The 21,397-nt window shown below is 62.5% G+C and carries 22 protein-coding genes and 1 tRNA gene; 14 read left to right on the plus strand and 9 right to left on the minus strand.

The window, feature by feature from the left end:
• Positions 1-23: 23 nt before the first annotated feature.
• The gene (locus ABZ728_RS18670) at positions 24-743 is read right to left on the minus strand and encodes a LuxR C-terminal-related transcriptional regulator (protein WP_366657790.1); all 720 of its coding nucleotides are present in this window, start codon (positions 741-743) and stop codon (positions 24-26) included.
• A gap of 535 nt (positions 744-1,278) precedes the next feature.
• On the opposite strand from ABZ728_RS18670, the gene ABZ728_RS18675 reads away from it, so the two are divergent.
• The 3 genes from ABZ728_RS18675 to ABZ728_RS18685 all read left to right on the plus strand — a co-directional run bounded on the left by ABZ728_RS18675 (position 1,279) and on the right by ABZ728_RS18685 (position 3,574).
• Positions 1,279-1,647, plus strand: a complete 369-nt coding sequence (locus ABZ728_RS18675) for a hypothetical protein (protein ID WP_366657792.1) — start codon at positions 1,279-1,281, stop codon at positions 1,645-1,647.
• Between the two features lie 131 nt (positions 1,648-1,778).
• Positions 1,779-2,729, plus strand: coding sequence for a 2-hydroxyacid dehydrogenase (locus tag ABZ728_RS18680; RefSeq protein ID WP_366657793.1), 951 nt, complete (start codon positions 1,779-1,781; stop codon positions 2,727-2,729).
• A gap of 170 nt (positions 2,730-2,899) precedes the next feature.
• Entirely contained in the window at positions 2,900-3,574 is a 675-nt protein-coding gene (locus ABZ728_RS18685) for an SDR family oxidoreductase (RefSeq protein ID WP_366657794.1), read from the plus strand.
• Between the two features lie 211 nt (positions 3,575-3,785).
• Here the strand turns inward: ABZ728_RS18685 and ABZ728_RS18690 are convergent.
• Positions 3,786-3,862: transfer RNA gene (locus ABZ728_RS18690), tRNA-Arg, on the minus strand.
• Positions 3,863-3,927: 65 nt separating this feature from the next.
• Entirely contained in the window at positions 3,928-4,752 is an 825-nt protein-coding gene (locus tag ABZ728_RS18695; protein ID WP_366657795.1) for an SDR family oxidoreductase, read from the minus strand.
• A 152-nt stretch (positions 4,753-4,904) separates the two neighbouring features.
• Between ABZ728_RS18695 and ABZ728_RS18700 the strand changes: the two genes are divergently transcribed.
• Positions 4,905-5,789, plus strand: coding sequence for an enoyl-CoA hydratase-related protein (locus tag ABZ728_RS18700; protein ID WP_366657796.1), 885 nt, complete (start codon positions 4,905-4,907; stop codon positions 5,787-5,789).
• A gap of 18 nt (positions 5,790-5,807) precedes the next feature.
• Here the strand turns inward: ABZ728_RS18700 and ABZ728_RS18705 are convergent, their stop codons facing one another.
• Complete coding sequence (locus ABZ728_RS18705; RefSeq protein ID WP_366657797.1) at positions 5,808-6,413, minus strand: aminodeoxychorismate/anthranilate synthase component II; 606 nt, start codon at positions 6,411-6,413, stop codon at positions 5,808-5,810.
• Positions 6,410-7,657, minus strand: a complete 1,248-nt coding sequence (gene pabB, locus ABZ728_RS18710) for an aminodeoxychorismate synthase component I (protein ID WP_366657798.1) — start codon at positions 7,655-7,657, stop codon at positions 6,410-6,412. The genes ABZ728_RS18705 and pabB overlap by 4 nt, the downstream gene beginning before the upstream one ends.
• Before the next feature lie 220 nt (positions 7,658-7,877).
• On the opposite strand from pabB, the gene ABZ728_RS18715 reads away from it, so the two are divergent.
• The 5 genes from ABZ728_RS18715 to ABZ728_RS18735 all read left to right on the plus strand — a co-directional run bounded on the left by ABZ728_RS18715 (position 7,878) and on the right by ABZ728_RS18735 (position 12,280).
• Positions 7,878-8,750, plus strand: coding sequence for a hypothetical protein (locus ABZ728_RS18715; RefSeq protein ID WP_366657799.1), 873 nt, complete (start codon positions 7,878-7,880; stop codon positions 8,748-8,750).
• Between the two features lie 157 nt (positions 8,751-8,907).
• On the plus strand, positions 8,908-9,735 hold the full coding sequence (locus ABZ728_RS18720; RefSeq protein ID WP_366657800.1) for an ABC transporter ATP-binding protein: 828 nt from the start codon (positions 8,908-8,910) through the stop codon (positions 9,733-9,735).
• Between the two features lie 4 nt (positions 9,736-9,739).
• The gene (locus ABZ728_RS18725) at positions 9,740-10,444 is read left to right on the plus strand and encodes an ABC transporter ATP-binding protein (RefSeq protein ID WP_366657801.1); all 705 of its coding nucleotides are present in this window, start codon (positions 9,740-9,742) and stop codon (positions 10,442-10,444) included.
• 10 nt (positions 10,445-10,454) lie between these two features.
• Complete coding sequence (locus ABZ728_RS18730) at positions 10,455-11,330, plus strand: branched-chain amino acid ABC transporter permease (RefSeq protein ID WP_366657802.1); 876 nt, start codon at positions 10,455-10,457, stop codon at positions 11,328-11,330.
• Positions 11,327-12,280: a branched-chain amino acid ABC transporter permease gene (locus tag ABZ728_RS18735; RefSeq protein ID WP_366657804.1), complete on the plus strand. Its 954-nt coding sequence runs from the start codon at positions 11,327-11,329 to the stop codon at positions 12,278-12,280. Before ABZ728_RS18730 ends, ABZ728_RS18735 begins: the two co-directional genes overlap by 4 nt.
• Before the next feature lie 150 nt (positions 12,281-12,430).
• On the opposite strand, the gene ABZ728_RS18740 is transcribed toward ABZ728_RS18735, so the two are convergent.
• The 3 genes from ABZ728_RS18740 to ABZ728_RS18750 form a co-directional block, all read right to left on the minus strand.
• Positions 12,431-13,690 (minus strand): ABC transporter substrate-binding protein, encoded by a 1,260-nt coding sequence (locus ABZ728_RS18740; protein ID WP_366657805.1) that lies wholly within the window; start codon positions 13,688-13,690, stop codon positions 12,431-12,433.
• A gap of 146 nt (positions 13,691-13,836) precedes the next feature.
• Positions 13,837-14,658: a response regulator gene (locus ABZ728_RS18745; protein ID WP_366657806.1), complete on the minus strand. Its 822-nt coding sequence runs from the start codon at positions 14,656-14,658 to the stop codon at positions 13,837-13,839.
• 117 nt (positions 14,659-14,775) lie between these two features.
• Positions 14,776-15,864 carry a sigma 54-interacting transcriptional regulator gene (locus tag ABZ728_RS18750; RefSeq protein WP_366657807.1) on the minus strand — a complete coding sequence of 363 codons (1,089 nt, stop codon included), beginning with the start codon at positions 15,862-15,864 and terminating at the stop codon, positions 14,776-14,778.
• Positions 15,865-16,079: 215 nt separating this feature from the next.
• On the opposite strand from ABZ728_RS18750, the gene pspA reads away from it, so the two are divergent.
• From pspA to ABZ728_RS18770, 4 genes are all read left to right on the plus strand, one after another.
• The gene (pspA, locus tag ABZ728_RS18755; RefSeq protein WP_366657808.1) at positions 16,080-16,808 is read left to right on the plus strand and encodes a phage shock protein PspA; all 729 of its coding nucleotides are present in this window, start codon (positions 16,080-16,082) and stop codon (positions 16,806-16,808) included.
• A gap of 29 nt (positions 16,809-16,837) precedes the next feature.
• On the plus strand, positions 16,838-17,068 hold the full coding sequence (gene pspB, locus ABZ728_RS18760; protein ID WP_366657809.1) for an envelope stress response membrane protein PspB: 231 nt from the start codon (positions 16,838-16,840) through the stop codon (positions 17,066-17,068).
• A complete protein-coding gene (gene pspC / locus ABZ728_RS18765; protein WP_366657810.1) occupies positions 17,065-17,493 on the plus strand; it encodes an envelope stress response membrane protein PspC in 429 nt (142 codons plus the stop codon). The genes pspB and pspC overlap by 4 nt, the downstream gene beginning before the upstream one ends.
• A gap of 193 nt (positions 17,494-17,686) precedes the next feature.
• Entirely contained in the window at positions 17,687-19,060 is a 1,374-nt protein-coding gene (locus ABZ728_RS18770) for a globin-coupled sensor protein (RefSeq protein ID WP_366657811.1), read from the plus strand.
• 23 nt (positions 19,061-19,083) lie between these two features.
• Here the strand turns inward: ABZ728_RS18770 and ABZ728_RS18775 are convergent, their stop codons facing one another.
• Positions 19,084-19,782, minus strand: a complete 699-nt coding sequence (locus ABZ728_RS18775) for an HAD-IA family hydrolase (protein ID WP_366657813.1) — start codon at positions 19,780-19,782, stop codon at positions 19,084-19,086.
• Positions 19,783-19,885: 103 nt separating this feature from the next.
• Here ABZ728_RS18775 and cls point away from each other — a divergent pair, with 103 nt between their 5' ends.
• Positions 19,886-21,334 (plus strand): cardiolipin synthase, encoded by a 1,449-nt coding sequence (gene cls, locus ABZ728_RS18780; RefSeq protein ID WP_366657815.1) that lies wholly within the window; start codon positions 19,886-19,888, stop codon positions 21,332-21,334.
• Positions 21,335-21,397 lie beyond the last annotated feature (63 nt).

Genomic DNA, 21,397 nt, shown 5'->3' on the forward strand with positions numbered 1-21,397 from the left:
TGCTGTCGTGTCCGCCTTTGGCTCTAGGCAGACAGCCGGTCATTCGCAGCACCGGGATCGGCGCGGCCATTACTCGGCTCTGCGCCTGATGCCAAGCCGCCCGCTTTCTGAAGGTAGGCGGCGGCCAGTTGCGTGCGCTTGTTGACGCCCAGCAGCCGCATGATCTGCCTGACTCTGGCCTTTATGCGATCCTCCGACACGCCGAAATCACGCGCGATTTCCTTGTTCGACCGCCCCTTCGCAATGCAGTCCAGCAGGTCGGCGTTCTCGGCGACGACGCCGGTCGCTGAGGTGTCGATTGCGATTTTTGGGGGCGTCTGCGAAATGGCGAGGTCGACGATATCGCGCGAAATGTAGACGACCTCGTTGGGGGCATCTTTGAGAATCGCGCTAAGGATCGACAGATTGGAATCCGCCGAAAGAACGCCATTGAACCCCAGGTCGAGTCCTTCCCTGATTCTGCCCGGTTCCGCCATCAAGGTCTCCGCAGTATGAACGAGCACCATCCCCGGAGCGCGCCCCGAAGCGGGATCGCTGGCACTGCGGCAGATGTCCACGACACGACCGAGATCAATCGACCACCCCAGCACGACGACCCAGCCGGGAAGGTCGCGTTCCAGGCTTTCGACAAGCGGGTTATAGTCGTCGCAGAGATCAATCTTGACGACGTCAAATACATCGCCGATCAAACTTGCGCAGCCGGCACGCGCCAATTCGTCGCCGCCTACTATCAATACCGTCATACCGCGTCCCCTCAGTCGTCTTCCCGTCATGCAGTCGGCCGTCACACAGCCGTCCTCCGTTTGTGGGCATCTATTGACAGCATCATCGCCTTATTGACGTGTGGTGCGGATTTTCGGAATCATTCACACCCCATTTTCCCGCTCTGTGAAATGTAACGGGGCGAAAAGGCCTGCAGTAGATTTTCTTCATTGTAGCGGCACATCGGTTCAGTCTGCAACCTTCAGAAGCGAGTCGGCCACCGACTATACAAATTAGGCGCTGTCAACTAACTTAATGGGCATTCGATCAGCGAATTCGGACTCATGTTCCTCCACGTTTCGTTTTGTATTAGCAAATGATTCTGTCAATTGAGGTATATGCTTGCCGAAATGGGGTGCAACCCCGTTGATCCGATTGGTCTCCAGGGATGCCCAATGGCGTGATGCCCCGCTCGAATGCCCATCGCGACCGACGAAATATCCACGGCATTTTATTAATATGTATGCGATGATGTGTCGGGAATGGCCAATGGTCACGGGCAGAGCGGCGATGCAAATGAAAAAAGGAAAATTACGCGAGCAAATCGGCCTTGCGCCTGTCGAAACATGCCGCCGCGGCACCCTTCGTCTCGAAGCGCCTGGTATCGAGTTCGCGGACGATATCAGCGCGGATATTTCCGCCATTCTTGCTCGTACGCTGCGCCAGTGCGTCAACCGCATATTGGTGCTGAGAATCGAACGGCGCCAGATCCATTTCGTCGTTATGGTCGATGAAATGTTCTCTGCGGCCGAACTGATCGAGCTTGTCCGGCGGCGTTCCGCCATCTCCATGTTTCAGTTGCTGCCGACAGTCCGCGCGGCTGTGGCGAGTCCGGAAACGATTTGGCAGGGCTGTACGACGGTCGCGGATCGTCGGCGGCAATGATGTCATTGCGGCCTGACTCCTGTATGCAATTCATGCAATGAATCCGTGGAGGTGGCGTGATAGCCTCTCCGGCGATGGCAGTGCGATCGGCCCGAAGGCGCACCGAGGCACGATTCGACAGGAGAAAGCACGTGAAACCGAACGTCCTGGTACTGGGCCCGAAGATGCCCGGCATCATCGATCTGGTGTCGGAATTCGCCAATCCCGTGGCCCACTGGGATCACGGCGATCTCGATGCCTGCCAAGCGGCGGCGGGCGGCCCGTTCCGAGGCGTGCTCGCCACCGGCGAATCCAGAGTGACACGGGCGTTCCAGGCCGAGTTGCCGGAGCTGGAGATCATCGGCTGTTTCGGTGTCGGCTATGACGGCATCGATGTCGAGGCCGCGCTCGAACGCGGAATAGCGGTCACCAATACGCCGGGCGTACTGACCGAGGATGTTGCCGATCTGGCCGTCGGGTTGATGATCACTGTGCGCCGGAACATGGTGCAGGCTGATCGCTACATCCGCGACGGACGGTGGGAGCGCGAGGGCCCCATGCCGCTCGCCGGGCGCGTCCAGGGCAAGAAGGTGGGGCTCGTCGGTCTGGGCCGGATCGGTCTCGCCATCGCCCGGCGCCTTGAAGCGTTCAATTGCACCATTGCTTACCACAAGCGCACGCGTCTGACCGACAGCGCGTATCCCTATGTCGAAAACCTCGTCGAACTGGCATCGGCCAGCGACATTCTCGTCGTTTCCACGCCGGGCGGCCGGACGACCGAAGGGATGATCGATCGCTCTGTCCTGAGGGCGCTCGGCCCTGAGGGCACGTTGGTCAACATCGCGCGCGGTTCCGTCGTCGACGAACAGGCGCTGATCGAGACGCTAAAAAGCGGCGAACTCGGCTCGGCCGCCCTGGACGTCTTCCGCGATGAACCGCGGGTGCCGGATGCACTCAAGCGCCTGCCCAATGTCGTGCTGACACCGCATATCGGCAGCGCCACATCGGAGACGCGCCACGCCATGCGCGACCTCGTCCTGGAGAACCTGCGGAACCATTTCGACGGCAAGCCGCTGGTGACGCCGGTTCCAGAGATGGGTTGAATGGGAATGGGCTTCGGTATCATCCGCAAAGCTGCCCGCTCTGGCCTACAGGCCAGTTTTCAACAATGGCAGGAGCGCATTGTTTCCCGTTGGTTATGTCGAAAATGAAGCAACTGAACCGGCGCGAAGCCGTTGTTCAGTCTGCTGGCATTGACACGAAGGGATACGAGATGAAAACGAAGGCACTTTTCATTACAGGCGCGTCGAGCGGGATCGGGGCTGCAACGGCGCGGTTGGCTGTTGCCCAGGGTTGGCATGTCGGGCTGTTCGCGCGATCCGAGGACAAGCTGGACGCTCTCGTCAACGAGCTCGGCGAAAATGCAATCGCTTTGCCGGGGGACGTGACAGACCTGGAAAACCAGAAGGCCGCGATGGCGATATTCGTTGGCAAGACCGGCGGACTGGACGCGGCGTTCGCCAATGCCGGGATGGGGCTCTCGGCCGCTGGCACCGATGCAGGGGACCCGGAAGAATGGGAGCGAATGATCGGTGTCAACATCCTGGGTGTCCTTTGGACTGTCACGACAGCGATGCCGCACCTGAAAGCGCGGGCCGGGCATCTCCTGCTGACGGGATCGGCTGCCGGACGGCGGCATATCTCCGGATCGGTTTACGGAGCGACAAAATGGTTTGTGCACGGCTACGGCGGCAACCTTTCCGAGGAGATGAAGTCTTTCGGGGGGCGATGCACGGTCATCGCGCCCGGGATGGTCGACACGCCATTCTTTGACCAGCCCAAGCCAGACAAGTTGCAGCCTGAGGACGTGGCCCGAGCCGCGCTGTTTGCCCTTGAGGCCGACCCACGCTGCGCAGTGAACGAGATTTTCCTGATGCCAACGCAATAAATAATGAAGGATATTTAGAGTATTTTGTATCGGGCAGAAAAATATCTGCCGGAAATGCTCAAACTACGTTGGCCTGTCCGACCGGGGGCCGTTCAGGCAGGCCTGGGCGGCGGTGGAGATAACGGCGGGCCTGCGCCGTCATGTGCCATGGGTCAGAGCAGGGAGAAAGCCGCACGATGGCGGCCAAGTCGTTGATATCACTGCATAAATTTGGTGTCCCCGGCAGGATTCGAACCTGCGGCCCCCAGATTAGGAATCTGGTGCTCTATCCTACTGAGCTACGAGGACGAACCGCCTATTGAATACCAGATCGTTTCCCGTGGTTCCAGCCCCGCGAATGCGGGGCGCGGCGGTTATTCGCCGCCGGGCTTGGGGCCGGCCGCGCGGGCGAGGGTGGTCATGGCAGCCGCCGCGCCGCCCAGCGACCAGCCGCCATCCACCGGCAGGATGGCGCCGTTGATATAGCCCGCCAGCGGCGAGCTCAGCAGCAGCGCGCCGTTAGCGATATCGGCGACGGTGCCATAGCGGCCCATGGGCACCGACGCTTCGACGACCGCGCGGGCCTTCGCGCCGGGCGCAAGTCGGTTCATGCCCTCGGTCTCGTCGATCGGACCGGGCACGATCGCGTTGACGCGCAGTCCTTCCGGCGCCCATTCGATCGCGAGCGTCCTGACGAGCATGTCGACGCCCGCTTTGGCGGCGCAGACATGGGCCTGCATCGGCATCGGCAGCGTCGATTGCGGTGCGGATACCGCGATCATGCTGCCGCCGGGCCGCGTCATATGCCGGTGACAGGCGCGGAAGACGTTATAGGTGCCCAGAAGGTCGATATCCACGACGGCCTTGAATCCGTTGGCCGACATGCCGGCCGCCGTTGCCGGGAAGTTGCCGGCGGCGCCGGAGATGACCACATCGAATCGGCCGTGCCGTGCTGCAGCGGCGTCGATGCCGGCCGCCGTGGCGTCGTAGTCCCGCACGTCGGAGGCAAATCCGTCTGCGGCCCGGGCGCCGTCGGCCAGCAACGTCTCGACCGCCGCCGAGACCTTGTCCGACGACCGCGACGAGACAACCACGTTTGCGCCATGCGCCGCAAACCCGCGTGCGATGCCGAGATTGATGCCGCTGGTGCCGCCCGCCACATAGACGACCGTGCCCTCGAACGCGGTGGGGTTCAACATGCGCTGCCCTTCATTGAGTTGGCGATGCCGGCCTTTGTGGGCCATGCCGGTTGCATCATGGCGCAACAGTGTCCACCCTGACAACCTGAGCGTCGGCGAATTTCTCATCACAGGAGCCCGGCGCACAACCGAGACCGAAGGGGAGAACGCGAGTGGAAAGCGGTTCCACCGCACATGCCGCGCCAGCCATCCTGACGACGGCGGACGGTATCGCGACGATCACGCTGAACAGGCCGGAAGTCCTGAACGCCCTGAATGCCGCGATGGTCAGCCGACTGCACGCGCTGGCCGTCGAAGTGGAGACGGACGAGACAATCCGCGCGGTCATCATCAAGGGGGCGGGACGTGCCTTCATGGCTGGCGGCGATATCGGCCAGTTCGCACGCTTCCTGACAACGGACGCTTTCGGTCACGCCGAGAGTGATTCAGCACTGGCGCCGGGCGGCGAGGCGGGTTCCGGAGAGGCGGGCGATAGTAATGAAGCAGCCTTTACCGATCTGCTGGAGCAGGTCAACGCGATCGTCCTGACGCTGCGGCGGATGCCCAAACCGGTGCTGGCCGTGGTCGAGGGTCCCGCTGCCGGATTCGGTGTTTCGCTGGCGCTCGCTTGCGACATGGTCGTCGCCTCGGACGATGCCCGCTTCGCCCCGGCCTATGCCCGCATTGGCGCGACGCCCGATGGCGGCATTACCCGCCACCTGCCCATGGCCATCGGCAGGCAGGCGGCGTTCGAATTGCTGACGCTGATCGATGGCGTCGACGCGTACACGGCGCGTGATCTGGGGCTGGTCAACCGGGTCGTCCCGGCCGACAGCGTCGAGGATGCCTCCGGCCAGCTGGCGCGCCAGTTGGCCGATCTGCCGACCGCTGCTGTCGGGCGGACCAAGGCGCTGCTGGACGGCGCGACGGACGAACCGCTGGCCACGCGGCTGATTCACGAGGCCCGGGCCTTTGTCGAAACGACGCGCACGGATGATTTCCGCGAGGGCGTGCAGGCATTCGCCGAAAAGCGCAAACCCCGCTTCACGGGCCGGTGAGGGGGGCGAACGCCAAGGCTAGCGGGTCCGCGCCAGAAAATTGCCAAGCAGGGCGTGCCCGTGTTCGGTCAGAATGGCCTCGGGGTGGAATTGCACCCCCTCGAAGGGGAGCGTCCGGTGCCGTAGTCCCATGATCGTCGGCGCCGTGGTCCCGGCCTCGTCAGTTTCCTCCGGGGTCCAGGCAGTAACCTCCAGACAATCGGGCATGCTTTCCGGTGCCACGGTCAGAGAATGATAGCGCGTCGCCGTGAACGGATTCGGAAGGGTGGCGAACACGCCGGTGCCCGCGTGGTGAATGGGGGAGGTCTTGCCGTGCATCACGGTGGGCGCGCGAACGATCCGGCCGCCGAAATGTTGTGCGATCACCTGATGGCCAAGACACACGCCCAGGATCGGTATCGGGGCCGGTAAAGGTGCTGCGGTGGCGATCAGGTCCAGCGACATGCCGCCATCGTCCGGGGTGCCGGGCCCCGGCGAGATGATGATGCCTTTGGGCCGGCGCGCAAGGACGGCCGAAACCGTCGCGGCATCATTGCGGATTACCGCCAGTTCTGCGCCCAGGCTGCGCAGGTACTGAGCCAGGTTGAAGGTGAAGCTGTCATAATTATCGATCAGGACGATCACGGCAATGGCTCACTCTTCGAGTCCCGCACCCCGGTTTCGGACAGAGCAAACAGATACCGGCCCTTGAGCAGGCACTCGTCAAACTCAGCCGCCGGATCGCTGTCGTGAACGATGCCGCTGCCGAGACCGAGATAGCCGATGCGGGGCGTATCGGCCATTTCCCGCCCCTGCGGCGCGGTGATCGTGATCGTGCGTATCGGCACGTTGAACGCCATGTCGCCATCCGGGCCAATATGGCCGATCGCGCCGGTATAAAACCCGCGCGGGCTGGTTTCCAGTTCCCGGATGATCTCCATGGTGCGGACCTTGGGCGCGCCGGTGACCGATCCGCAGGGAAACAGCGCTGCGAGAATATCGGTGAAGCCGATGGTGCGCGGCACCTTGGCGCTCACGCTCGACGTCATCTGGTTCACCGACCGATAGGCTTCGATGTCGAACAGTGAGTCCACGCGCACCGAACCGGGTTCGGCGATGCGGCCGAGATCGTTGCGCATCAGGTCGACGATCATGACGTTTTCCGCCCGGCTCTTGGGATCGGCCCTGAGGGTGTCGGCGATATCGCGGTCGGCCTCCGGTGTGTGCCCGCGCGGGGCCGTGCCCTTCATCGGTTTGACCGATATCCGGTCACCGGATTTCTTGAAGAACAGTTCCGGCGATCTCGAAAGCACGTCCAGTCCCGGCAGCCGGACATAGGCGCCGTAAGCAACCGGCTGCGTCGTTCGCAACCGACGGAACAGGGCGATCGGATCGCCCGGAACCGGGAACGACGCCCTGAAGGTATGGTTTACCTGATACGTATCTCCGGCAGCGATGTGGGCGCGCAGCTTTTCCACGGCCCGAATATAGTCATCGCGCGTGACGTCGAGGTCGATCCGGCCGATCGGGGCTGTTTCGGGATTGGTCGTGCCGCCCCGCTCCTCCAGGAAGGCGTCCACCTCACCCTCGTTCACGGGCCGGCGTTCGCGGAACAGCCCCATCGCGATCAGCGGCACGCCGGATGGTGGCGAGGCGCGCGCGATCAGCGCCGGGTCGATATGCGGCGCAAGTTCGTATGCCAGCGCCCCGGCGGCGAACAGCCCCTTTGCAACGCCGCCGTCGATCTCCTGCAGCGCCTTGTACACGGCATCCGGGGTCGCGTCGGCCGCATCGAGCCGAACCACGCGCTCCAGGCCGGTGAACAGTGCCGAGCACGGTACGTCGGAATGATTGTCATCGAGCAGGACGAAAGGCGAATCGAGCGGCATCGCGTTAGGCACCGATTGGAAGGCGGCTGCAGGAAAACGGACGTGTATCGTGCGATACGTGCCGACGCTTGCGCCTCGGTTTCAAGTGTGTCAAGGACACTCGTTACGCGCCAGAATGCGATACTAAAATCAGTATAAAACACGTTATAGGTGCATCACGCCTTCCGACGCGATATACACGGGATAGCGTCACGGCTGAGCGGCCAGGAAGGAAACCGACATGCACGATATCTTCAACCCGATCGTCAAGGAATGCCTGCGCTCGAACAAGGGCGACTACACCTTGTATGTCTTCGGCGACGCCACGCATCTCAGATGGGCGGTGCTCGGCAAGATCGCGCAGCATTTCAGGATCGAAGTCGAAGAGATTCGCGATGGTGACCATCTGGCATCGCTGCCGAAAAGCGGGCGGCGGGCCTTCATAAAATGGTCGCCGAGGTCACGGTACATCGTGCCCGATGAATGGAAAGCGCTCTTGCCGCCCGGCACCCATATCATCAACGATACCGGCTTTGACTGCGACAAGACGAACGTCGAGAAATGTTTCGAGACCGTCGCCGGCTATCCGCTCGCCGTCGATCCCCTGACCTATGACGGCATCGCGGCATCGAAATCGATCCGCAACGCCGCCCATGACGGCAAGACCGTGCAATGCCCGGTGACGTCGGTCGAGCCCGATCAGGTCTACGAGCGGCTGATCGACAACGTGTATTCCACCAGGGCGGGCGACGACTATGTCTGTGATATGCGCACCCCGGTAATCTTCGGTGATGTACCGTTCGTCTATCTGAAATACCGGCCGATCAAGAGCCGCTTCCAGAACAAGAACGCCTATGCCCGCGCCGTCTCGAAATACGAGGTGTTCTCCTATGAAGAAGTGGAGATCATCAAGGCATTTTCGTGCGAGATCGAACTGGACTACGGTGAGATCGACGTGCTGCGCGACCGTCACGACGGGCGGATCTTCATCATCGACGCCAACAACACGCCCTATGGCCCGCCCAACCACATCGACAGCGGCGACCGGTCCTGGGCGGTGCGCTTGCTGGGCCAGATGGTGATCGAGCATTTCTTCGCGGCCCGGGACAATTGAACCGGGGGCGATTGAATCGCCGCTGAGCGGTCCGGGGAGTCATTTCGGTTGAGTGACGCCTGACGGCTTGGTATCTGTCCGCACCACTTCGTCGCGGGCCGTCGGCCGGGATAGCGACGAGGGATGACGACGAAAGCGTGTGGACTGCGGGGGCGCCATGATCAGGGTGGAGAACGTCCGCAAGGCCTTTGGCGGCCTGCAGGCGGTAGACGATTGCAGTCTGGAGGTCCCGGCCGGCAGCATTACCGGGCTGATCGGGCCGAATGGCGCCGGGAAAAGCACGCTGTTCAACATCATCGCCGGGTTCCTGAAACCCGATAGCGGCCGCATCCTGCTTGACGGTCATGACATTACCGGCGTGCCGCCCCATCAGCTGTTCCATCTCGGCCTTGTGCGCACCTTTCAGATCCCGAACGAATTCTCCCGGATGACGGTCCGCGAAAACCTGATGCTCGTGCCGTCGGGCCAACTGGGCGAAAGCGTCGCGGCCACCTGGTTCCGGTGGGGGGCCGTGCGCGAGGAAGATCGCCGAGTGCGCGCGCAGGCGGACGATGTTCTGGAGTTCCTGCGCCTGACGCATGTCGCCGACGAACTGGCCGGCAATCTTTCCGGCGGCCAGAAGAAGCTGCTGGAACTGGGCCGCACCATGATGACCGAGGCGAAAGTCGTCCTGCTGGACGAGCCGGGCGCCGGAGTCAATCGGACCCTGCTGGCCCAGATCGCCGATGACATCGAACGGCTGAACCGTGAACGCGGCTATACCTTCTGCATCATCGAACACGACATGGATCTCATCTCGCGGCTGTGCGATCCGGTTATCGTCATGGCCGAGGGCCGGGTGATCGCGCGCGGTCGGATGGAGGATATCCGGCGCAACGAACAGGTCCGCGAAGCCTATCTCGGTGGCGGCGGCGCCCGAGCCGAGGCCGGAGATGCCGGGGCCGGAGATACCGGCGCGGCAGCGGTCGGGCCAGAGGGGGGATGATCCAATGAGCCTGCTGACCATGATGAATGTGCGCGGCGGCTATGGCGATGCCGACATCCTGCACGGTGTGTCGCTGGGCGTCGATGCCGGGAACATCGTCGTCCTGATCGGACCGAACGGCGCCGGCAAGTCGACGGCGATGAAGGCGGTGTTCGGCCTGCTGACGGTGCGGGAAGGATCGATCACGTTCGACGGCACCGATATCACGCGCAAACGGCCCGATCAGCTGGTGCCTCTCGGCATGGGGTTTGTGCCGCAAGAGAAGAACGTCTTCCCGTCGATGACGATCCGCGAAAATCTCGACATGGGGGCCTATACGCTGAAGGGCGACTATTCCGCCCAACTCGACCGGGCCTACGAGCTGTTTCCGCTGCTCAAGGAGCGGCCGGGCCAGTTGGCGGGTCAGCTTTCCGGCGGGCAGCGGCAGATGGTGGCGATCGCCCGCGCTCTGATGCTCGATCCGAAACTGCTGTTGCTCGACGAGCCGACGGCGGGGCTGTCGCCGAAATTCATCGACATGATCTTCGATCGGGTTCGGGCGATCAACGCGATGGGCATCAGCATTCTGATGGTCGAACAGAATGCCAGGCAGGCATTGGCCATCGCCGACAGGGGCTATGTGCTGACGGTCGGACAGAACAAGATCTCCGACACCGGCCCCAATCTGCTGGCCAACAAGGAAGTCGCCGAACTGTTTCTGGGTGGGTGAGGAGCGCACGGTGATCGAGTTCATTCAGCTAGTCGTCTATGGCGTTATTCTGGGCAGCATCATCGCCCTCGGGGCGATCGGGGTATCGCTGATCTTCGGCATCCTGCGGTTTGCCCATTTCGCCCATGGCGATCTGATGACGGTCGGCGCGTATATCGGCCTGGTGCTGGTGGTCGACATGACAATGCCGCTGTGGCTTGCGTTTCCCATCGCGATGGCTGTCGGCGCCGTCGTTGCGCTGGGGATCGACCAGGTCGTCTACAAACCGCTCAGGCGAATGCCGCCGATCCTGTTGCTGATTGCGTCAGTCGGCGTCGCGCTGATCCTGCGCAGCCTGATCGAGATCATTTGGGGCCCCAGCGTTCAGGTCTATCAGACGGGTATCCGGCCGCTTATCCCGTATATGCTGGATGAGTTCGGCATCAGGCTCCGGTGGCAGCAGATCAACCTGTTCCTCGTGGCGGCCGTACTGGTGGCGGCAATGCACGCGTTCCTGCAGTACACGCGTACAGGCAAGGCGATGCGGGCGCTCAGTGACAATATGGATCTGGCACGGATTACCGGCATCGATACCGAGCGTACGATCCGGTGGATGTGGGTGATCGCCGCCGCCCTGGCCGTTGCGGCCGGTATCCTTATGGCGATCGACACGCGCGCGCATCCGATCATGGGCTGGCGAATGCTGCTGCCGATTTTCGCCGCGGCGATCCTCGGTGGCATCGGCAAGCCCTATGGCGCGATCGCCGGGGGGCTGGTGATCGGCATCAGCCAGGAGGTCTCCACCATGTTCATCGACTCCGCATATAAGCCGGCGGTGTCCTTTGCCATTCTGGTGGCCATGCTGATCGTTCGTCCCCAGGGTCTGTTCGGAGGCAAGACGTCGTGATCGAGATACCGGGCCTTCTGAATTATCTCATTTTCGCTATTTCGATGGCGGGAATCTATTCGGTGCTGGCGCTGGGCCTCAACATCCAGTGGGGCCTTACCGGGCAACTGAACATCGGCGTGGCCGGGTTCTTCGCCGTCGGCGCCTACACGGCCGCAATCCTGAGCGGGCCGGACTCGCCCAATCATCTCGGCGGATTCGGGATCTGGTTTCCGATCGCCCTGCTGGGCGGCGTCGTTATGGCGGGCCTCGTCGCGCTGGTGATCGCGCTGATCACGGTCAACCTGCGCACCGATTATCTGGCCATTGCAACCATCGGCATTGCCGAGATCATTCGGCTGTTCTTCACAAACGAAGCCTGGCTGACCTATGGCGTGCGCGGCATGAATGTTGATCGACCGCTGCAGAGCATACTGCCCTACTACAACATCTTTTCAATGGCATTCGTTGTGCTGGTCGTGGCTGGCGTCTACTTTCTGGCCGAGCGGTTGCGCAAAGGACCGTGGGGGCGTGTTTTGCGCGGCATCCGCGAAAGCGAACCCGCCGTGCAGGCCGCCGGCAAGAACATCAACCGATTCCGGATCGAAGCCTTTGTCATCGGATCGATGTTCATGGGGCTTGGCGGCGGCATCTATGCGCATTTCGTCGGCTTCATCAGTCCCGAAGCTCTGGACCCGATGTTCACAACATTTCTGGTCTGGGTGATGCTGATTGCCGGGGGCAGCGGCTCGAACCGCGGCGCCATCGTTGGCGCGTTCGTCATCTGGGCGGTGTGGTCGCTGACGCCGCTATTGACGGGGTTGCTGCCGTCCGACATGTCGACACAGGCGAGTTCATTGCGCACGCTTCTGGTCGGCGTGCTGCTGATCGCCATCCTGCGCCTGCGCCCGGAAGGCATATTGGGCGAAATCGCTGAAATCCGCCGCGAGCGTGGTTCGTCCAGCCAATAGTCCGCCGCCGGATTTCGCTGGATCAGACGCTGGATCAGACAAGGAAACGCCCCGCCGGCCGAGGCCGACGGGGCGAAGTCGTGATAAGGTCCGTCAATCCGGTGCACCCGTATCAGGACGTTTCGTCACACTGTCAATTCAGGTCCGGGGTCAGTTCAGGTCCGGGGTAATGACCTCGACATCGACGATTTCGCCGCTCTGGATCTGCCAGAAGGCGTAGCTGCCGGGAACGTCGCCAGCGTCATCGAAGTTCTGCGGTCCGCCAGCGCCTTCGTAGTTGATGTCTTCGCCAGCGGCCAGCAGCTCAAGCGCCTTCTCCCATTCGCCGGGAAGAATGGTTTCGCCCGGAGCGTTGGCGACTTCCGGCAGGGCATCGCGAATGGCCTCACCGTCGGTCGAGCCTGCATGCTGGATCGCCAGGGCCATCAGGTAAACGGCGTCATAGCTGGCGTCGATGAAGGGCTGCGGCGGCAATTCGCCGTACTCGGCCTCATAGGCTTCGCGGAATATGACCGACGATTCGCTGTCGGCCAGCGCCACCGGGGCCGTGCCATAGGAACCGTCCAGGAAGTCGCCGCCGATGGCTTCAACCACTTCGGTGGACTTCATGCCATCGGTGAAAATGAAGCTGTCGAAATAGGCTTCCTCAAGTGCCTGGCGCAGAATCGTGACGCCGTTCTCGGGATAGCCGATCAACAGCATCGATTCCGCGCCTTCGTTGGCCAGGCTGGCGATCTCGCCGCGATAGGATGCCTGGCCGGGCTCGTAGGCCGAAGACTGGGTGACCGTGCCGCCCTCGGCTTCGAAGGCATCGGCGAACGCCTCGGCGAGGCCTTCGCCATAGTCGTTGTTGATGTATAGAATGCCGATATTGTCCTGGCCCTGCTCTTGCACCAGATCGGCCAGCACGACCCCCTGAAGAGCGTCGGATGGCGTCGTGCGGAACAGATAGCCATTGTCCTCGAGCGTCGTGAGCACTGGCGAGGTCGATGCCGGCGAGATCATCGGTACGCCTTCGGAACTGGCTACCGAACGGGCGACGGGGATGGTGACGCCGCTGGACAGCGCGCCGATTAGTCCGGTCACGCCTTCGACCTGGATCAGATTCTGGGCGGCGTCGACGCCGACCTGCGCGACGGCCTGGGTATCGGCAACGGTGAGGCTGAGCTCACGGCCGTCCAGTAGGCCGCCTTGTTCGTTGATCTCGGCAATCGCGAGCATGGCGCCGTTCTGGACGCCCTGGCCATAGGCCGAAAGATCGCCGGTCATCGGGAAGAGCGCCCCGAGCCCGACACTCTCTTGTGCGGCCGCCGGTGCGGCAGACATGGCGCCGACGACGATGGCGCCGGTCAGAACCGCGCTGGCGACTCCGCTTTTGAGTCGGGTACTGCGGGAAACGTCCTGGGACATTGCGAGCCTCCTTTGATCTGGGCTGTTTCTTCCACCGGGTGCATTGGGATAGTGACCCGGCCCACCGCCGCAGCATAGGCGCATTGCTCGCAAAGTGCGAGAGCGCCATTGTGTAACGAGGCACGATCGATGGCGGGAGGAACGTCTCAGGTCTTGACGATGTGGTGGCGGCGGGACGCCAGAACATCGCGGATGGCGGCGAGAAGTTCTTCCAGCGTGAACGGCTTCGACAGGCACAGCATTGCCGGCGGGATCATGCGTTCCTTGGCGAGCCGGCGCTGCTCGTAGCCGGACATGAACATGACCGGGATTTCCGGGTGGGTCCGTGCGATTTCGCCGGCGAGTTCAGGTCCGGAAGCGCCGGGCATCACGACATCCGACAGCACGAGGTCGATGTTGCCGGACCGGCCCGCGATTATGGCCATTGCTTCTTCGGCGTTGTCGGCCCGATGAACGATGAAGCCCATTTCGCGAAGGGACAAGGCGGTCAGGTCGCGCAGCGTGGCTTCGTCATCGACCAGCAGGATCTCCGTCCGCCGGCTTGCCTTCGGGGTATCGGCAGCCATAAGGCTTGCTGCCGCGCTCTCGGCAGCGTGCGCCGCCAGAATGGTGTCAGCCAGACGGTTCAGCCGGCTGCGGGCCTCGTGCAGTGCGCGGTGCCGCAGATCCATGGGCTGCGATTCATCACCCCAGATGGCAATGTTCCTGAACACGGCGTTGGCGTCCGCCCGGTCGGGATCGAAGCTGCCCGTTTCGGTGATTCGCCGCTGACCAACCCGTATTCGGCGCAGCAGACGCCGGACAGGGCCACCCAGGACATCAACAGGGGGCGCAACGGCGGTGGATTGGCCGCGTCTGCGATTCAGCACCGCGGTCATGGCGCCGCCGACGACGGCCAGGATAAGCGCCGATACGATCAGGCCGAGGACCGCGGGCGTTTGCATCAGGAAGGTTATGATTTCGCTCACCAGCCGTTTCCTTGCCGGATATCCGGGATCGTTGTCCGGTAATCCCGTTCATCAGACGCCAACTCTATGGCCAGCTTCTTAAAAAACTCTGAAAAAACAGATTGTTCGAAATGTAAGCTAAACTTGATTGCGACGTGGACGGGCCCGTCGTCCATGCCTCTTCATGATCGTGCGCAGTTGGTCATAGGAGAGATTCATATAATACGATGCATCCTTCAGGTTGTTGGCGCTTTGCTGAATGGCGGCATCCAGCAAAAGACCCTCGACATGGCCAATGACCTTATGGAAGTCGAATGGTGTCTCCCCTGCGGATCGGACCGCCGCCGAGAGTCGGTCAAGCGGCGTGACGTGCGGGGCGTCGGGCGATGACACCGATCCGGCCGCATCGGCCGGGACAGGTGGTGTCGGCGTGACCGGTCCAAAAGGATCCAGCACGACCGCCGTGATCGGCCTGCCATTCGTACCGGCGCGCACCATGGAGCGCTCCACTGCACCGCGAAGTTCCCGGATATTGCCGGGCCAGTCGTGCGCACTGAAGGCGGCAATGGCCTCTTCGGCAAAGCCCGGGAAATGGGACCATCTCAAATCCGCCGCCATGGCACGGCCAAAATGATCCACCAGAGCCGGTATGTCCGGGCGCCGGGCGCGCAGCGGGGGGACGCGAACGACATCGAAGGCCAGTCGGTCGAGAAGGTCTGCCCGAAACCGCCCTGACTGTGCTTCTGCCCGCAGATCGGTATTGGCGGCGGCCACGACGCGCACATCGACCGTCAGCGTGCCGGTGCCGCCGACCCGCTCGATTTCGCCGTATTCGACGGCGCGCAGAAGTTTCTCCTGAACGCTGATCGGGGCGGAGGCGATCTCGTCCAGGAACAGCGTACCGCCGGACGACCGCTCGAAACGGCCGGCATGCCGCCGAACCGCGCCGGTGAATGCGCCGGCCTCGTGTCCGAACAACTCACTGTCCAGAACGCCCTCGGCCAAAGCCGCGCAGTTGGTCCGGGTAAAGGGGCCGTCCCAGCGGCCTGAAAGGTAATGGAGCCGTTCGGCGACCAGTTCCTTGCCGCTCCCACGCTCCCCCAGGATCAGCACCGGGCGATCCACCGGCGCCAGCCGCGAGACCAGGTCGAGCATTTCGAGAAAGGCGGGGGATTCGCCAATCATGGCATTGCTGCCGGGATCGGGCGAGACCGGCGATGGGGACATGGGCGCCTCGGCAAAATGGTGAATTTCACCACTATATGGGATAACCAACCATAATAGGAAGAGTTGTCAGGCATGCCGCTTCGCCCTCGGAAATTTTTCATGAACGTTATCAACTGATTAATGGAATTCGCCGGAGTTGGCACGCGCCGTGCAAAGATAGACACGAACGAGCCGTCAATGGACGGATCGACCACAGCAACCCAAGGGGTCAACAAATGGGTATCTTTTCCCGCTTGTCCGATATCGTGAATTCGAACATTTCCTCGATGCTCGAACGCGCCGAAAATCCGGAAAAGATCGTCCGCCTCATCATCCAGGAGATGGAGGACACGCTCGTCGAGGTGCGGTCGTCGGCTGCCAAGGCGCTGGCCGAGCGCGGCGAACTGGATCGGCGTATCCGCCAGATGGAAGCCATCGTTGCCGATTGGCGGCGCAAGGCGGAACTGGCCGTTGAAAAGGGACGTGAGGATCTGGCCAAGGCAGCACTGATCGCCAAGAACAGGGCGCTGGAATCGGTGAACGCGCTCAAGGAGGAACTGGACCAGATCGACCAGGGTCTGGCCAAGACCGACGACGATCTGAGCAAGCTTCAGCAGAAACTCGACGAGGCCAAGAAGCGTCAGCAGGCGATTCAGGTGCGCCGCCGGACCGCCGGCGATCGGCTGAAGGTTCGTCAGAAGACGCATGACAGCCGCGTCGACGACGCGCTGGGGCGGTATGACGAGATCGAGCGCAAGCTTCATGGCGCCGAAGGCCAGGTCGACGCCTATGATCTGGGGCGCGCACCGGCAAAGGGCGGCGACGATCAGATGGAGTCGCTGCAGGCAGAGCTGGACAAACTCGACACCGACGTCGAAGTCGAATCCGAACTGGACGATTTGCGCCAGAAGGTTCGGGCGCGGCGCGGCAACGAGCAGGCCTCGGCTGGCGGCGACAAGGCGTGATCGATGATCCGACCAACCGGGGGCACTAAATGATGGATCTGCTGCAACCCGTCCTCATTCTCTTCGTCGTGGTGGTGGTGCCGCTCTGGCTGCTCCTCCACTACGCTACACGGTGGAAAGCGTCACGGACGCTTTCCACCGAAGACGAGAAGATGCTCGTCGATCTGTGGCAATCGGCTTCGAGGATGGAAGACCGGATCAACACGCTGGAAACGATTCTTGATCAGGATGCGCCGGGCTGGCGCGGGAGGAAGGAATGACACGAAACAACGATACTGACGGCCCCTGGACGGGCGGGTCCGGCGGAAGCCCCAATCCGGTCAAACTGCGCAGAAACACGCAGAAAGGCGTGATGTTCGGCGTCTGCGCCGGATTTGCCGATTATTTCGGCCTGGCGGTCTGGCAGGCGCGGGCGCTGGCGGTGCTGATGCTGATCATCTTCCCGCCTCAGGCCGTCATCGTCTACCTGATCCTGGCGTTCGTCCTGAAGCCCGCACCGATCGGACAGGGCCAGCCGGCGGGCGAAGAACGGGCCTTCTGGCAGTCGGTCAACAATGATCCGTCCTCGACCTTTTCATCGCTGCGTCATCGGTTCCGCGAGCTGGACCGCCGGATCGCCGCCATGGAACGCCACGTCACGTCCGAGGACTACCGTCTGCGGCGGCAGTTCAAGGATCTGGAGTGACAGTCGGGCCATGGCTGGACGCATCGTTGCGGGCCGCGGCCGGTGGGAGTCGGGCTGCTGATGATTGCAGCCCACAGTATGCTGATTGAGGGGGGAAAATTAAGGGTTTCTTCACCCGACGGGCTTTCCATGGCGTCCAGTCCCCACTGGATTCAATTCAGCAGACCCGCAACAGCAAGAAAGATGCGCGACCATGACGGTCAAGGCCTCGGCTTCCGGTTCGCCGACTCGTTCAGCCGCTTCCGAACCCTGGCAAGAGCGCACGGCGTTTCTTGGTCTCGACCGCGACGCCTGCGCATTGCTGAGCGCCTTCTGGCCGGTGCTGGAACAGGAACTTCAGGAAATCCTCAAGGGGTTCTATGATCGTCTGCTCTCGTGCTCCGAACCCGCCGCATTGCTGGAAGGGCACGGCAAGATCGACCGCCTGAAAAAGGCTCAGCGTGAGCACTGGAAAGCGGTTTTTGCCGGACGGTTCGATGAAACCTATTACGACCGGGTGCGGCGGATCGGCAAAGCGCATGAGCGTGTCGGCCTGTCACCGCGCTGGTATATGGCCGGCTATGCCCTGATGCTGGGCCGGATCCACGAAGTTGCCGTGCGCCACAAGTCGCGCAAGCCGGCGGAACTGGCACGGTTGATTTCGGCGATTGATCGGGCGGTCATGCTCGACGCCGAGCTGGCGGTCTCGATCTATATCGAAGAGACGGACGCCACCTATCGCCGGCGGCTCGTCGATATCGCCGACGATGTCACATCGTCCATCGATTCGGTTGCTGATTCGGTCGTGCACGAGGCCGAAACCGTCCAGAAACTGGCCGACACCGTATCGGGTGGATCGCGCCAGACCCGCGAGCGCGCCGAAGCCGTCGCGCGGTCCGCTGCCGAGACCAGCCAGTCGATCGATTCCACCGCCGCGGCGGCTGAGGAAATGTCGGCCGCCGTAGCCGAGATCAATACCCAGATCTCGACGGCCGCGTCTCTGGCCCGTCAGGCGGTATCCACGACGGAAGACTCCAATACCAAGGTCGCCGGTTTGTCCGACGCCGCGCAACGCATCGGCGACGTCGTGAACCTGATCCAGGATATCGCGCGGCAGACCAATCTGCTGGCGCTGAACGCGTCGATCGAGGCAGCGCGCGCCGGCGACGCTGGCCGCGGCTTCGCCGTGGTCGCGAATGAGGTCAAGGCGCTCGCGCGTCAGACGGCCGAGGCCACGTCGGACATATCCAGTCAGATTGCCGCCATCCGCGGCGCGGTCACCGATACCGTATCGTCACTGCAGACGATTGGTACCGTCATCGGCGATATCGATCGGACCTCCACGGCCATCGCGACAACTGTCGATCAACAGAATGCCGCCGCCGGCGAAGTCGCGCGCACCATTGCGCAGGTCGCGGAGAATGCGCGCAACGTGTCTGACGCCATCGCCGAAGTATCCGATGTTGCCGCTGAAAGTGCCCGGGCATCCGACAGTCTGGACAGGTCGTCCGGCGATCTTCTCGGCCACGGGCGCACGCTGCGCCAGTCGGTCTCCAGTCTGGCGGAACGCCTGCGCAGCGCTGGCTGATTGGAAGAGGGTCGCCCGCGCCGCTACTCGCGCAACAATGCCGTCAGGTCGGTGAAATTCTCCACGACCCGGTCGGCGCCCAGCGCGGTGACCGGCGTTCGGCTATAGCCGAACGACACCAGAATGCAGGCCATGCCCGCCGCGCGGGCGGTGTCCAGATCGGTGATGCTGTCGCCGATCATGACCGCCCGGTCCGGGGTGGTCCCGAGGCGCTCCAGGATCGTGGTCAGCGCCATGGGGTGGGGTTTGCGTTCCGCCAGGCTGTCGCCGCCGATCACCATTTCGAACGACCCTGCGATCCCCAGCCCGTCCAGCGCGTGCCGGGCCGCCTTTTCCGGCTTGTTGGTGCACACGGCCATGGCGATGCCGGCTTCGCTGTACCGGGCGAGCGTTTGGCCCACGCCGGGATAGAGGTCCGACGCTCCGACCGGTACTTCACTCAGCAGGTCGGCCAGGGCCGTGTAGCGTGCCTCCATGCCGCCGCGATCGTCCGGTGACGGATGTCCGCCGGTTGCCTCATACGCGCGCGACAACAGCACGCGCGCGCCATTGCCGATCATGGTCGTCGCCTCGCCGACCGTCAGCCGCCGCCGGGCGTCAGCCTCCAGAACAGCATTCAGACATTCGGTTATTCCCGGGGCGCTGTGGAACAGCGTGCCATCAAGATCGAAAATTGCGGCGTCGGGCCGGGAGCAGCGATGCAGGCTGGGTGCAGTCGACACTATTGAAATCCTCTCTTTGGGGCGATTCTGCGGATGGGCTGGCGGATGCCGCCCCTTTTCCTGTAGTGCTGGAACCGGACCGCGTTCGGGCTCGGGATTGGATATGGAGACTCCTTCAACGATATGGGCCGTCCTGGTCGGCACCTATGCTCTTGTTACCAGCATTTTTCTGATCTCGGAAAACAGGCGACCCCAATCGACGCTTGCCTGGATGCTGGCATTTCTGTTGGCCCCCGGTCTGGGACTCATCATCTATTTTTTCTTTGGCCGCGATCAGAAAGCCTTCAGCCGCGAAGGAAAATTGCTGGGCCAGAGCCTGGAGGCAAGTTCGGTGCCTTTGCTGGAGCCGATTCTGGCCCGTCAGGACACCGAGATCGCCGGGCTCGAAGGCGGAAGCGTCAGCCGCCGCAAACTGATGATGCTCGTCCGCCGCAACTCCGATTCCGCCGTTGTCCGAACGACCGAAGCCGAAGTGCTGCAGGACGCCGCGCAATTCTATCCGAGGCTGATCGCCGACATGAAGGCGGCGCGCCATTCGATCCACCATCAGTATTTCATCTGGGGCGCCGACGCCTTTACCGAGGAACTGAAGTCGGTAATGATCGCCAAGGCGCGCGAAGGCGTCGAGGTGAGACTGCTGTACGACGCCGTCGGATCGCTCCGGTATCTGAGCTATGCCTATCTTCGCGATCTTCGGCGGGGCGGGGTGCATGTGGCGCCGACCTCGCCGATTTATCGGCTTCACACGATCGGGTATCGCAATCACCGCAAGATCAGCGTGATCGATGGCGCCATCGGCTATACCGGTGGCATGAATATCGGACAGGAGCATCTCGACGGCGGCGCCGATTTCCCGTTCTGGCGTGACTCGCAGCTCCGACTCGCCGGCGATGCCGCCGCAATGCTGCAGGCCGTCTTCATGGTCGACTGGTTCAACGCGGTTCAGGAAGATCTGTTCGCCCCGGCCTACTTTCCGGCGGTCGAAACGCCTGTCGCCAATGGCGTGCCTGTGCAGATCCTGACCTCGGGGCCGGATTCGCGCTGGGCGGCGATCCGCCAGCTTTACGCCTTCATGATCGGTACGGCGCAGCGGCGGGTCTTCGTCCAGTCGCCGTTCTTCATTCCCGACGGGACGATCGCCGAGGCGCTGAAGCTTGCCGCCCTGTCCGGCGTCGATGTGCGGCTGATGGTCAGTTCGCGGGCGTCGGGCACCCCCTTGCCGGAATGGGCGGGGAACACCTATTTTGCCGATATCGTCGCCGCCGGTGTGCGGGTTTATCTTTACGAAAAGGGGTATCTGCACGCCAAGTCGATCAGCGTCGATTCCGAGGTATGTTCCATAGGGTCCGCCAACATCGACACGCGCAGTTTTACCATCAACTACGAGCTGAACGCCGTAATTTACGACAACGCACTGGCCTCTGGACTGGAAGCGCAGTTCGAAGCGGATATGGAGGAGTGCCGGGCGTTCGACCCCGACCATTATCAGGCGCTCGGCCGAGTTGTCCGGTTCCGGGATTCAATGGCTCGGCTGATGTCGCCACTGCTGTGACGTATTCGAGCGTTTTGCGACACAATAATTTTCGTTTTTGCGGCATTATATTCATTCAGGCAA

Origin of the sequence: Fodinicurvata sp. EGI_FJ10296 (assembly GCF_040712075.1) — a bacterium.
Lineage (GTDB): Bacteria > Pseudomonadota > Alphaproteobacteria > DSM-16000 > Inquilinaceae > JBFCVL01.